10 protein-coding genes and 2 pseudogenes are annotated in these 13059 nt (G+C 67.8%); 5 read left to right on the forward strand and 7 right to left on the reverse strand.

The genetic code is table 11. The features are described from left to right. Position 1: 1 nt before the first annotated feature. The gene (locus tag TEF_21215; protein ID ANK83039.1) at positions 2 to 274 is read right to left on the reverse strand and encodes a BolA family transcriptional regulator; all 273 of its coding nucleotides are present in this window, start codon (positions 272 to 274) and stop codon (positions 2 to 4) included. 79 nt (positions 275 to 353) lie between these two features. On the opposite strand from TEF_21215, the gene TEF_21220 reads away from it, so the two are divergent. Genes TEF_21220 through TEF_21230 form a run of 3 tightly spaced genes read left to right on the forward strand, consistent with a single transcriptional unit; the run spans position 354 to position 3855 of the window. After that, on the forward strand, positions 354 to 923 hold the full coding sequence (locus TEF_21220) for a hypothetical protein (GenBank protein ANK83040.1): 570 nt from the start codon (positions 354 to 356) through the stop codon (positions 921 to 923). A gap of 36 nt (positions 924 to 959) precedes the next feature. Then, positions 960 to 1964, forward strand: a complete 1005-nt coding sequence (locus TEF_21225; GenBank protein ANK83041.1) for a cobaltochelatase subunit CobS — start codon at positions 960 to 962, stop codon at positions 1962 to 1964. Positions 1965 to 1971: 7 nt separating this feature from the next. Further along, positions 1972 to 3855: a cobaltochelatase subunit CobT gene (locus tag TEF_21230; GenBank protein ANK83042.1), complete on the forward strand. Its 1884-nt coding sequence runs from the start codon at positions 1972 to 1974 to the stop codon at positions 3853 to 3855. A gap of 316 nt (positions 3856 to 4171) precedes the next feature. Here TEF_21230 and TEF_21235 read toward each other — a convergent pair whose 3' ends face one another. The 6 genes and pseudogenes from TEF_21235 to TEF_21260 form a co-directional block, all read right to left on the reverse strand. Continuing rightward, entirely contained in the window at positions 4172 to 4603 is a 432-nt protein-coding gene (locus tag TEF_21235; GenBank protein ANK83043.1) for an ATP synthase F1 subunit epsilon, read from the reverse strand. Between the two features lie 55 nt (positions 4604 to 4658). Next, positions 4659 to 6083, reverse strand: a complete 1425-nt coding sequence (locus TEF_21240; protein ID ANK83044.1) for a F0F1 ATP synthase subunit beta — start codon at positions 6081 to 6083, stop codon at positions 4659 to 4661. A 50-nt stretch (positions 6084 to 6133) separates the two neighbouring features. Then, positions 6134 to 7015 carry a F0F1 ATP synthase subunit gamma gene (locus TEF_21245; protein ANK83045.1) on the reverse strand — a complete coding sequence of 294 codons (882 nt, stop codon included), beginning with the start codon at positions 7013 to 7015 and terminating at the stop codon, positions 6134 to 6136. 25 nt (positions 7016 to 7040) lie between these two features. Next, positions 7041 to 8572: pseudogene (locus TEF_21250) on the reverse strand (F0F1 ATP synthase subunit alpha). Then, the gene (locus TEF_21255; protein ID ANK83046.1) at positions 8572 to 9132 is read right to left on the reverse strand and encodes an ATP synthase F1 subunit delta; all 561 of its coding nucleotides are present in this window, start codon (positions 9130 to 9132) and stop codon (positions 8572 to 8574) included. The pseudogene TEF_21250 and the gene TEF_21255 overlap by 1 nt, the downstream one beginning before the upstream one ends. Before the next feature lie 220 nt (positions 9133 to 9352). Continuing rightward, positions 9353 to 11571: pseudogene (locus TEF_21260) on the reverse strand (primosomal protein N'). Between the two features lie 74 nt (positions 11572 to 11645). Between TEF_21260 and TEF_21265 the strand changes: the two are divergent. Both TEF_21265 and TEF_21270 read left to right on the forward strand, forming a co-directional pair. After that, positions 11646 to 12320, forward strand: coding sequence for a fructose-6-phosphate aldolase (locus tag TEF_21265; protein ANK83047.1), 675 nt, complete (start codon positions 11646 to 11648; stop codon positions 12318 to 12320). Positions 12321 to 12323: 3 nt separating this feature from the next. Continuing rightward, a complete protein-coding gene (locus TEF_21270) occupies positions 12324 to 13049 on the forward strand; it encodes a hypothetical protein (protein ID ANK83048.1) in 726 nt (241 codons plus the stop codon). The last annotated feature ends 10 nt before the right edge of the window (positions 13050 to 13059 follow it).

Genomic DNA, 13059 nt, shown 5'->3' on the forward strand with positions numbered 1-13059 from the left:
GTCAGGCCGCCTCCGCCGGGGTCAGGGTCTCCAGCGAGAGCGCGTGCACGCGCTCGTCGAGCTCCGCCTTCAGGGCGCGGTAGACGGCGCGCTGGCGGGCGACGCGGTTCTGGCCGTCGAAGGCCGCCGCGACGATGCGGACGTGAAAATGGGTCTCGCCCTCGGGACGGTAGCCGGCGTGACCGCGGTGCTTTTCGGAATCGTCGCGGATCGTCAGTTCGGCCGGGCTGAAAGCCGCGTTCAGCTTGCTCTCGATCCGCTCGCGATAGGTCATCTCGTTTCCCTTTCAGGGGCGCGGTCTGTCGCGCCTGTCAAGCTTGTTCGTTGCTCCGGCCGCCACCATACTCCGCAGCATGCTGAGAGGCCGGAACAAGAAATATCAGACCAGCGCGGAACGCAACCGCCCCATCGAGCGGTTCTGCGATCGCGAGGAATGCGAGGCCGAAGGCGCCTTCCGGGCCCCGAAATCGCGCAATCCGGCCGACGGCTATCACCATTTCTGCCTCGACCACGTGCGCGAGTACAACAAGTCCTGGAACTACTTCGAGGGCATGAGCGAGGTGGAGGTGGAGAACTTCCAGCGGTCCGTGCACTGGGCGCACCGGCCGACATGGAAGCTGGGCGAGCGCGTCTCGCGGCGCTTCCACCCGGACGATCTGCGCGACCCGTTCGGCCTCTACGACCATCCGGAGACGCCGCCGGAGCCACGCCCAAAGCCGGAGAAGCGCTTCACGGCGGCGCAGCGCCGCGCGTTCAACGTATTGCAGATCGAACCGACCGACGACTTGCGTGAGGTCAAGCTTCGTTATAAGCAACTCGCCAAACGCTTTCATCCTGATGCCAATGGCGGCGATCGCGGCTATGAGGATCGGTTGAAGCACATCAACGAAGCCTATGGCGTGCTGAGCGCCAGTCTTGGCTGACGGACCTACTTCCCGTTCCACGATCAGGGATTACGCATGACCTCCACCGACTATGCCGCCGACCTGCCGACGCTGCCCCAGGGGCTCCCGGACATGACCGTTTCCGTGCGGCAGGCGTTCGGAATCGATAGCGACATGGAAGTGCCGGCGTTCTCGGAGTCCACCGACCGCGTGCCGCAGTTGGATCCCGCCTACCTGTTCGACCATGACACCACGCTGGCCATTCTGGCCGGCTTCAAGCACAACCGCCGCGTCATGATCCAGGGCTTCCACGGCACCGGGAAGTCGACCCATGTGGAACAGGTGGCCGCACGCCTGAACTGGCCCTGCGTGCGCGTCAACCTGGACAGCCACATCAGCCGTATCGACCTGGTCGGCAAGGACGCCATCGTCCTGCGCGACGGCCAGCAGGTGACCGAGTTCCGTGACGGAATCCTGCCCTGGGCGCTGCAGAACCCCGTCGCCATGGTGTTCGACGAGTACGACGCCGGCCGGCCGGACGTGATGTTCGTGATCCAGCGCGTGCTGGAGCATGACGGCAAGCTGACCCTGCTGGACCAGAACCGCGTGCTGAAGCCGCACAGCTGCTTCCGGCTGTTCTCGACCACCAACACCATCGGACTGGGCGACACCACCGGCCTCTATCACGGCACCCAGCAGATCAACCAGGGCCAGATGGACCGCTGGAACATCGTCACCACGCTGAACTACCTGGAGCATGACGCCGAGTGCGACATCGTGCTGGCCAAGGCGCCGGCCTACGACACCGCCGAGGGCAAGAAGGCCATCAGCGCCATGGTCAACGTCGCCGACCTGACCCGAGCGGGCTTCGTCAACGGCGACATCTCCACGGTCATGTCGCCGCGCACGGTGATCACCTGGGCGGAGAACGCCGAGATCTTCGGCGATATCGGCTTCGCCTTCCGCGTCACCTTCCTCAACAAGTGCGACGAGATGGAACGCCCCGTCGTTGCCGAGTACTACCAGCGCTGCATGGGCAAGGACCTGCCGGAATCCGCCGCCAGCGTCACGGTGAACTGAGGCAGGCTTGAGCAAGGGCAAGGAACCACCGACCGAACCGTTCAAGCGCGCCGTCGCCGCCGCGCTGCGCGCCGTCGCCGAGGAGCGGGACGCGGAGGTCACCTATGGTCCGGAGACGCCCGCCCTCCGGGGCAAGCGCGTGCGCCTGCCCGTGCCCAGTCGCCGCATGGAAAAGGCCGAGCTGGCCCAGATCCGCGGCGCCGCCGACGCCTTCGCGCTGAAGCTGAAACATCACGATGCCAAGGTGCACCGGCGCAACCTGCCCCAGGGCGGCACCGCGCGCGCGATCTACGAGAGCATCGAGCAGGCCCGCGTCGAGGCGATCGGCGCGAAACGCATGTCTGGCGTGGCGGAAAACCTGAACGCCGCGCTGGAGGAGCGCTGCCGCGTGCGCGGCTACGGCCGTCTGCGCGACCAGTCCGAGGCCCCGCTCTCCGAGGCGGTGGGCTTCATGCTGCGTGAGGCGCTGGGTGTCCAGCCCCTGCCCGACGATGCGCGCAACGTGCTCGACCTGTGGCGCGACGAGCTGATGGAGAAGGCCGGCGGCGACGTCTCCGAGCTTCTCGACAATCTCGACGACCAGGAAGGCTTCGCCAGGGCCGCGCGGCAGCTGATCCGCGATCTCGGCTACATGGAGGACGAGCCCGCCGAAGGCGAGGAGGACGATCAGGACTCCGAAGAGGACAACAGCGAACAGCAGCAGCAGTCGGAGCAGGAAAGCGAAGACGGCAGCGATCAGGCCTCCGAGCCCCAGTCCGCCGAGCAGGGCGACGGCGACGAGGGCGCCGACGAGCAGGGCGAGCAGGTCCAGGCCGCCGGCGAGGACGAGATGGAGGGCGACGGCGAGGAGGCCGGCAAGGGCAAGCGCCCGGTCTATCCGGACGATTTCGCCAACGACCCCGAGCGCAAGCAGTACCGCCCCTTCACCACCGCCTTCGACGAGGTGATCGAGGCCACCGACCTCTGCGACGCCGAGGAACTCAGCCGTCTGCGCGGCCAGCTCGACCAGCAGCTCCACAGCCTGCAGACGGTCGTCGCCAAGCTGGCCAACCGCCTGCAGCGCCGCCTGATGGCGAAGCAGAACCGCTCCTGGGAGTTCGACCTGGAGGACGGCTATCTCGACACCTCGCGGCTGGCCCGCGTGGTCGCCAACCCGGTCCTGCCGCTGAGCTACAAGATGGAGCGGGACATGGATTTCCGCGACACGGTGGTGACCCTGCTGATCGACAATTCCGGCTCCATGCGCGGCCGCCCGATCACGGTCGCGGCCATGTGCGGCGACATCCTGGCGCGCACGCTGGAGCGCTGCGCGGTGAAGGTCGAGATCCTGGGCTTCACCACGCGCGCCTGGAAGGGCGGGCAGTCGCGGGAAAGCTGGCTGGCGGCCGGCAAGCCGCCCAACCCGGGCCGGCTGAACGACCTGCGCCACATCGTCTACAAGCCGGCCGACGCGCCCATGCGACGGGCGCGCAAGAACCTCGGCCTGATGCTGCGCGAGGGGCTGCTGAAGGAGAACATCGACGGCGAGGCGCTTGGCTGGGCGCATGACCGCCTGATGGCGCGGCCGGAGCAGCGGCGCATCCTGATGGTCATCTCCGACGGCGCCCCGGTCGACGATTCCACGCTTTCGGTGAACGCAGGCAACTACCTCGACCGCCACCTGCGCCAGAGCATCGAATGGATCGAGAAGAACTCGCCGGTCGAACTCATCGCCATCGGCATCGGCCATGACGTGACCCGCTACTATCGCCGGGCCGTCACCATCGTCGACGCCGAGCAGCTCGGCGGCGCGATGATGGAGAAGCTGGCGGAACTGTTCGATGACGACACGGGGGCCGCAAACCCGCAGCCCCGCCGCCGGCGCAGGACCACGGGCGCGCTGGTTTCCTGACACCGCGCCGGCGCGCGCTTTGCGCTTCGGCTCCCGCGGCCCCATATATCCCCCCGACACGTCTGTCGAAGAACGAGAACGGGGGAATCCGCCATGTACATCTCGCCCACGCTTGTCGAAGGTCTGATCGCCCTGATCGGCGGCATCGCCATCCTGATCGCGCCCAGGCTGCTCAACTACATCGTCGCCGCCTATCTGATCATCGTCGGCGCAGTGACGCTGATCGGTCTCACCTGACCGCCCGGCCAGGGGCCGAAACGAAAAGGGGCCCGGCGCGAACGCCGGACCCCGGATCGGTTGCAGAAGACGCGGAGCGTCAGGGGATCATGGTCGTGTCGCTGCCGAGGACGCCCTTGATGTCCTCCAGCTGCGACAGTTTCTCCTCGATCGCCGTGCGCTTCTCCTCGTCGTCGCCGGCATCCTCAAGATCCTCGCGCGCGTTCTGGATTTCCTGATCCAGGTGATCGCGGCTGAGATCCTCCAGCGGGATCGCCGTCTCGGCCAGGACGGTGAAGCTGTCCAGCGCCACTTCGGCAAAGCCGCCCGCGACGAAATAGCGGGCGGAAGGCGCCCCACCGTCGTCCTCGTAGATCTCCAGCGCGCCAGGGCGCAGCGTCGACACCAGCGGCATATGGCCGGGCATCACAGCGAAATTGCCCTCGGTGCCGGGTACCACCACCATCTCGGCCTCGACCGTGGCGAGCAGCCGCTCGGGCGAAACCAGCTCGAAGTTGATCTTGTCGGCCACTGTCTACGCTCCCTGATCGGATGGCGACGGACGCTGCACGGGCAGGACCTCTGTCCTACGCCGCCTCGGCGGCCAGCTTCTTCGCCTTGTCCAGCGCCTCGCCGATGGTGCCGACCATGTAGAAGGCGTTCTCCGGCAGGTCGTCGTGCTTGCCTTCCAGGATTTCCTTGAAGCCGCGGACGGTCTCTTCCAGGTCCACGAAGACGCCCGGGGTATTGGTGAAGACCTCGGCGACGTGGAACGGCTGCGACAGGAAACGCTGCATCTTGCGCGCGCGGGCGACGACCAGCTTGTCCTCTTCCGAGAGCTCGTCCATGCCCAGAATGGCGATGATGTCCTGCAGCGCCTTGTAGCGCTGCAGCACTTCCTGCACCCGGCGGGCAACCTCGTAGTGCTCCTCGCCGACGACGCGCGGATCGAGAATGCGCGAGGTCGAATCGAGCGGGTCCACCGCCGGGTAGATGCCCAGCTCCGCGATCTGACGCGACAGCACCGTGGTGGCGTCCAGATGCGAGAAGGACGTCGCCGGCGCCGGGTCGGTCAGGTCGTCGGCCGGCACGTAGATGGCCTGCACCGAGGTGATCGAGCCCTTGTTGGTGGAGGTGATGCGCTCCTGCAGGGTGCCCATGTCGGTGGCCAGCGTCGGCTGATAGCCCACCGCCGAGGGGATGCGGCCCAGCAGCGCCGAAACCTCGGAGCCCGCCTGGGTGAAGCGGAAGATGTTGTCGACGAAGAACAGCACGTCCTGGCCTTCCTGGTCGCGGAAGTATTCCGCCAGGGTCAGGCCGGTCAGGGCGACGCGGGCGCGGGCGCCCGGCGGCTCGTTCATCTGGCCATAGACCAGCGCCGCTTTCGAGTTGCCGCCCTCGAGGTCGATAACGCCCGACTCGATCATCTCGTGATAGAGGTCGTTGCCCTCGCGCGTGCGCTCGCCGACGCCGGCAAAGACGGAATAGCCGCCATGGCCCTTCGCGACGTTGTTGATCAGCTCCATGATCAGCACGGTCTTGCCCACGCCCGCGCCGCCGAACAGGCCAATCTTGCCGCCCTTGGCGTAGGGCGCCAGAAGGTCCACGACCTTGATGCCGGTCACCAGAACCTCGGACTCGGTGGACTGGTCGGCGAAGGACGGGGCTTCGGCATGGATGGGCGCCGTCATCTCAGCGCCGATCTCTCCGCGCTCGTCGATCGGCTCGCCGACGACATTGATGATGCGGCCCAGCGTCTTCGGCCCCACCGGCACCATGATCGCCTCGCCAGTGTCGGTCACTTCCTGGCCGCGGACCATGCCCTCGGTGGCGTCCATCGCGATGGTGCGGACAGTGCTCTCGCCCAGATGCTGCGCCACTTCGAGCACCAGACGCTTGCCGTCCAGTTCCGTGTGCAGCGCGTTCATGATCGCCGGCAATTCGTTCTCGAACTGCACGTCGACGACCGCGCCCAACACCTGCGTGACCTTACCGACAACATTGGTAGCCATTTTCTGCTCCCGCCTTCTGAAAGGTTGGACCTTTCGCTAACCCTTATCCGCTACAGCGCCTCGGCGCCGGAGATGATTTCAATAAGCTCGTTCGTGATCGCCGCCTGGCGCTGCCGGTTGTACTCCAGCGTCAGCCTGTCGATCATGTCGCCCGCATTGCGCGTGGCGTTGTCCATCGCGGTCATCCGCGCGCCCTGTTCGGAGGCCGCGTTCTCCAGCAGACCGCGGAAGATCTGCACCGAGATGTTGCGCGGCAGCAGCTCGCGCAGGATCTGGTCCTCGTCGGGCTCGTAGGTGTAGACCGCGCCTTCGAGATCGGGCGGCTCGACATCGCCGGAAACCTGGGCGGGGATGAGCCGCAGCACCGTCGGCTCCTGCGTCAGCACGGAGACGAACTTCGAGAAGATCAGGTGACAGACGTCGAACTCGTCGTTCTCGAACATCTTCAGCAGGCGCTGGCCGATCGGGCTGGCGTGCTCGAAGCCGACATTGCGTACGCCCGCGAGTTCGATCGTGTCGATGATCTTCCGGCCGTGCATGCGGCGCAGCGCGTCGCGGCCCTTGCGGCCCACGCAGAGGATCTGCACGTCCTTGCCGGCTTCTTCGAGCTCGGCGATCTTGGCGCGGGCGCGCTTGGCGATGTTGGCGTTGAAGCCGCCGCAGAGACCGCGTTCGGCGGTGGCGACGACGATCAGGTGACGCTGGTCGGCGCCCGTGCCTGCCAGCAGCGGCGGTGCGTCGTCGCGGCCTTCCATGCCGGAGGCGAGCGTGCCGATGACACGCTCCATCCGCTCGGCATAGGGCCGGGAGGCTTCGACCGAGTCCTGCGCGCGGCGCAGTTTCGCCGCGGCGACCATGTTCATCGCCTTGGTGATCTTCTGCGTCGACTTGACCGACGTGATGCGGCCGCGCAGCGCTTTCAGATTGGCCATGGGCTTGTCGCTCCGGCTTTACTGTTCAGGCGGCGAAGGTCTTGGCGAAGTCGTCCAGGATGGACTTCAGTTTCTCCTCGGTCTCGCCGGAGAGCTCGCCGGAGTTCTGGATCGTGTCCAGCACGTCCTGATGCCTGGCGTGCATCTCGCTGAGGAGCGACTGCTCGAAGTCCGTCACCTTGTCGACCGGGATGCCGTCCAGATAGCCGTTCACGCCCGAGAAGATGGACACGGCCTGCTCGGCCACCGTCATCGGCGAGAACTGATCCTGCTTCAGCAGCTCCGTCAGCCGCGCGCCGCGGTTCAGCAGCCGCTGGGTCGAGGCGTCGAGGTCGGAACCGAACTGCGCGAACGCCGCCATCTCGCGGTACTGCGCCAGCTCCAGCTTGATCGAGCCCGAAACCTTCTTCATCGCCTTTGTCTGCGCCGCCGAGCCCACGCGGGACACGGACAGGCCGACGTTGATGGCCGGCCGGACGCCCTGGAAGAACAGGTCCGTCTCCAGGAAGATCTGGCCGTCGGTGATGGAGATGACGTTGGTCGGGATGAAGGCCGACACGTCGCCCGCCTGGGTCTCGATGATCGGCAGCGCCGTCAGGGAACCCGCGCCGTGCGCGTCGCTCATCTTCGCGGCGCGCTCCAGCAGGCGGCTGTGCAGGTAGAAGACGTCGCCCGGATAGGCTTCGCGGCCCGGCGGACGGCGGAGCAGCAGGGACATCTGGCGATAGGCCACGGCCTGCTTGGACAGATCGTCATAGACGATCACGGCGTGCATGCCGTTGTCGCGGAAGTACTCGCCCATGGTGCAGCCGGTATAGGGCGCCAGGAACTGCAGCGGCGCCGGCTCCGAGGCGGTGGCGGCGACCACGATGGAGTATTCCATCGCGCCGTTGTCCTCCAACTGCTTGACGACCTGCGCCACGGTGGAGCGCTTCTGGCCGATGGCGACGTAGATGCAGTAGAGCTTCTTCGATTCGTCGTCGGAAGCGTTGATGTTCTTCTGGTTGATGAAGGTGTCGATGGCGACGGCGGTCTTGCCGGTCTGGCGGTCGCCGATGATCAGCTCGCGCTGGCCGCGGCCGACGGGGACCAGGGCGTCCAGCGCCTTCAGGCCCGTCTGCATCGGTTCGTGCACCGACTTGCGCGGGATGATGCCCGGCGCCTTGACCTCGACGCGCTTGCGCTCGGCGCCCTCGATCGGCCCCTTGCCGTCGATGGGATTGCCCAGGCCGTCGACCACGCGCCCCAGCAGGCCCTGCCCACGGGCACGTCGACGATGGTGCCGAGGCGCTTGACGGTGTCGCCTTCCTTGATCGCCCGGTCTGAACCGAAGATCACGACGCCGACATTGTCGGTCTCGAGGTTGAGCGCCATGCCCTTGATGCCGTTCGGGAACTCGACCATCTCGCCGGCCTGGACCTTGTCGAGGCCGTAGATGCGGGCGATGCCGTCACCGACGGAGAGCACCTGGCCGACCTCGGAAACATCGGCTTCGGAGCCGAAGTTCGCGATCTGCTCTTTGAGAATGTCGGATATTTCTGCGGCGCGGACGTCCATCATCCAACCCCTTTCATCGACAACCGTAGACTGTTGAGTTTCGTGGCCAGCGAGTAGTCGACCATGCGGGAGCCGACCCGGACGACCATGCCGCCGAGCAGCCCCTCGTCCACGCTGGTTTCAATGTTGACGTCCCGTCCCACCGCCTGCTTCAGCGTATCGGACAGCTTCTGGCGCTGCTCCTCGCTCAGCGGCTGGGCCGAGGTGACCGAGGCCGAAACCTCGCCCCGGTGCCGGGCCAGAAGCTCGTTGTAGGCGCGGATCATGCCCGGCAGCGCGAACAGCCGGCGGTTCTGCGCCACCACGCCGACGAAATTCCTGACCGTCTGGCCAGCGCCGGCCGCCTCGAGAACGGCGTCCATCGCCCTGGCCTGATCCTGGCGGCTGATGACGGGCGACCGCACCACTTTCACCAGATCCGCGCTCTCTTCGAGAAGGCTCGTGATCGTCTGCAGGTCGCGCTGTACGTCGTCCAGCGCATTCTGTTCTTCCGCGAGATCGAACAGAGCCGTCGCGTATCGTCCGGCGATGCCGGCTGTAATCGATTTATCGGCAGCCAAAAAATCCGTCCCCGAAGGTGAGTGCCCTGCCCGACGTTCTCTAGCGTCTTCGCTTCGGGAACAGCCGGGCCTCCAACGCTCAGACAAAGCGGTCACAGCGCGGTGCCCCCTGCATCGCGTGCAACCCGGCGGCTTCTAGCATGCGCTCTTTCAGAACGGCAATCCCCCCCATTGCGGCATTGTGTCCATTGCGGCGCCGGGGGCCGCCAGGTCCCGGAAATCAAAGGAAACTGTGGGGGTCCACGTCGATGACGAGACGTGCGGCGGCGGGCAGCTTCACGTCCTTCAGCCACTGGCGGACATAGGGCTGCAGGGCCCGGCCGGAACGGCTGGAGACGAGGAACCGGAAACGATGGCGGCCGCGCACCACGGCGATCGGCGCCGGCGCTGGACCCAGCACGCGGATGTCGCTGTCGCCCGCCCCCGGCACCGCGCGGGCCAGCATGGCCGCCAGGTCGCGCGCCTGGGCGTGTTCCGGCGCCGAGAGCACCAGGGCCACCAGCCGGCCGAAGGGCGGCATCCCCGCCGCGCGGCGCGAATCGAGTTCGCGCTCGACGAAGGCGTCCGTGTCGTGGCGCGCCAGCGCCTGGAGGACCGGCGATTCGCTCTGGTGGGTCTGCACCAGCACCCGCCCCGGCTTCTCCGCGCGCCCGGCGCGGCCCGCGACCTGATGGAGCAGCTGGTGCGTGCGCTCGGCAGCGCGCAGGTCCCCGCCCTCCAGGCCAAGGTCGGCGTCGACCACGCCGACAGTGGTCAGTCCCGGGAAATTGTGGCCCTTGGCGACGATCTGGGTGCCGATCATCAGGTCGATCTCGCCGCGGTTCATCGCCTCGATCAGTTTTTCGGCCTGTTCGGGCCCGCGCACCAGATCCGAGGTCATCAGCGCCAGCCGCGCCTCCGGAAACAGCGCCGCCGCCTCCTCGGCCAGACGCTCCACGCCCGGCCCGCAGGCCTTCAGGCGGTCCTCCGCGCCACAGGAAGGACATTCCTTCGGCTTGCGGGTTTCGTAGCCGCAGTGATGGCACTGCAACCGCCCAAGATAGCGGTGTTCGACCAGCCAGGCGGTGCAGTGCGGGCACTGCAGGCGGAAGCCGCAGGCGTCGCAGAGCGTCAGCGGCGCATAGCCGCGGCGGTTCAGGAACAGCAGCGCCTGCTCGCCCGCTTCCAGCGATTTACGGACCGCCTGCTCGAGCGGGGGCGAGATCCAGCGCCCGGGCGGCGGCCGCGCCTCGCGCAGATCGACCAGCGTGATCGCCGGCAGTTCGGCGACGCCGTAGCGCTGCGGCAGGCGGACATGGGCGTAGCGTCCGTCGCGGACGTTCTTCACCGTCTCCAGGGAAGGCGTGGCCGAAACCAGCACCGCAGGCCGTTCCAGAATCGAGGCCCTGAGCACCGCCATGTCGCGGGCGTGATAATGCAGCCCATCCTCCTGCTTGTAGGAAGTATCGTGTTCCTCGTCGACGACGATCAGGCCGAGATCGGGAAAGGGCAGGTATAGCGCCGAGCGCGCGCCGACGGCGATCCGGGCCTCGCCGGTGACGATGCGGCGGTAGGCCAGCCGCCGGTCCCGGTCGCTCAGGCCCGAATGCCACTGCACCGGCGCCGCGCCGAAGCGTTCGGCGAAGCGGCCGACGATCTGCTGGGTGAGCGCGATCTCCGGCAGCAGGACCAGGACCTGCCGGCCCGCCGCCAGCGTCTCCGCCACCGCCTCGCAATAGACCTCGGTCTTGCCGGCGCCGGTCACGCCCTCCAGCAGAGTGACCGAGAAGCCCTGCCCCACCGCCCGGCGCAGCGCGTCCGCCGCCTTCTGCTGGTCGGGGTTGAGTTCGGGCCGCCGCGCCGCCGGATCGGGCTGGGCCAGCGGCGGGTCCGCCGCGCGCTCGAAGGCCTCCAGCGCGCCCTGTTCGGCCAGTCCCTTGACCACCGAGGGGCCGACGCCGGCGATCTCGGCCAGGTCCTTCGCCGTCATGGGCGGCGCGCCGCCGGCGGCCTCCAGCACGCGCTCGCGCGCCGGGGTCATTCGCTTCGGCGTCCCGCCGGTGGCGCGGTAGACGGTGACCGGCCGGGGCGGCCGGGCGTGGCCCAGCCGGCGGGTGACCATCGACAGCACGTCGCCCAGCGGCCGGATATAATAGCGTGCAGTGACCGTGAGAAAGCGGCGGAAGGCATCGTCCAGCGCGGGCAGACCGTCCAGGATCTCGAGCACCGGCTTCAGCTTCGCCGCCGGGACCGGCGCGGCCTCGCCCCCCTCCGGTTCGTCCCAGACGACGCCGGTCACCTCGCGCGGACCGAGGGGGACGCGAACCACCGCGCCGGGCGGCGGAACCCGGTCCCCCGGCGCCAGATAGTCATAGGGCTCCCGAACGGCAGCGGCAGCAAGACCTTGACGCGGGCCGGGCCGGACGCAACAAGTCGGGGGGAGGAACCGGGGTCGGACATGCCGGCCAGTCTATGGCGGCCGGTTCGCGCAGCAAGCCGCGCAGGGCCCCGCCAGCAAACGCAATGGGTTAAGCATGAAGTTCTTTGTCGACAGCGCGGATGTGGCGGCGATTCGCGAGCTCAACGCGACCGGGCTGGTGGACGGCGTCACCACCAATCCTTCGCTGATCGCGAAGTCGGGCGCACGCATCCTGGACGTGGTGGCGGAGATCGCCGGCCTGATCGACGGCCCCGTCTCCGCCGAGGTCACCGCGACCGACCACGAAACCATGCTGAAGGAAGGCCGGAAGCTGGCGAAGATCGCGCCCAACATCGCCGTCAAGGTGCCGCTGACCATGGACGGGCTGAAGACCTGCAAGGCGCTGAGCGACGACGGCGTCATGGTCAACGTGACGCTGTGCTTCAGCGCCAACCAGGCGCTGCTGGCCGCCAAGGCGGGCGCGAGCTTCATCTCGCCCTTCGTCGGCCGGCTGGACGATATCGGCCAGGACGGCATGGAGCTGATCTCCGACATCGTCGAGATCTACGAGAACTACGCCTTCGAGACCGAGGTTCTGGTGGCCTCGATCCGCCACCCCATGCACCTGCTGCAGGCGGCCAAGATCGGCGCCGACGTCGCCACCCTGCCGCCGGACGTGCTGCACCGGCTGGCGGACCACCCGCTGACCGACAAGGGCCTGAAGGCCTTCCTCGACGACTGGGCGAAAACCGGCCAGTCGATCCTGGACGCCGACACGGCCGAGGCCTGAACGGTGGCCGCCCGGTGTCCCGGACAGAACCCGCCAGACGGCCCGACCGAGGACGAGGTCGCCGACTTCCTGGCCCGCCATCCCGATTTCCTGAACCGCCGGCCGGAGCTGCTGCGCCGGCTGGCGCCGCCGTCCCGCTTCGAAGAGGCCCCGGGCGACGGCGCGGAGATCGTCGACATGCAGGGCTTCATGGTGACACGCCTGCAGCAGGACCTGGCCCGCACCCGCGACAGCCATGACGAACTGATCCAGTCCGCGCGCTCCAACCTGTCCAGCCAGGCCCTGATCCACCAGGCGGTGCTGGCCCTGCTCGACGCCCGCGACTTCGAGGAACTGATCCACACCGTCACCCACGACCTGCCGCTGCTGCTCGATGTGGACGCGTCTTCGCTCTGCATCGAATCGGATGGCACGCCGGCCTCGCGGACCCAGGGCGTCTACGTCCTGCCCGTGGGCGCCGTCGACCAGGCGCTGGGGCCGGAGCGCCGCGTGCTGCTGCGCGAGCGGGCCGAGGACACGGAACGGATGTTCGGCCCGGCGGCGGCGCTGGTCCGCTCCGACGCGCTGGTCCGGCTGACGCCGAACAGCCACGCCCCGGTGGCGCTGCTGGCGCTGGGCAGCCGGGAGGGGGGCCGCTTCCACCCCGGCCAGGGCACCGAACTGCTCGCCTTCATGGCCGAAGTGCTGGAAAGATGTCTGCGCAAGTGGTTGAATCTTCCCGCGGCCTGAACCGCCGGCG

The sequence above is a fragment of the Rhizobiales bacterium NRL2 genome (genome assembly GCA_001664005.1).
Taxonomy (GTDB): domain Bacteria; phylum Pseudomonadota; class Alphaproteobacteria; order Minwuiales; family Minwuiaceae; genus Minwuia.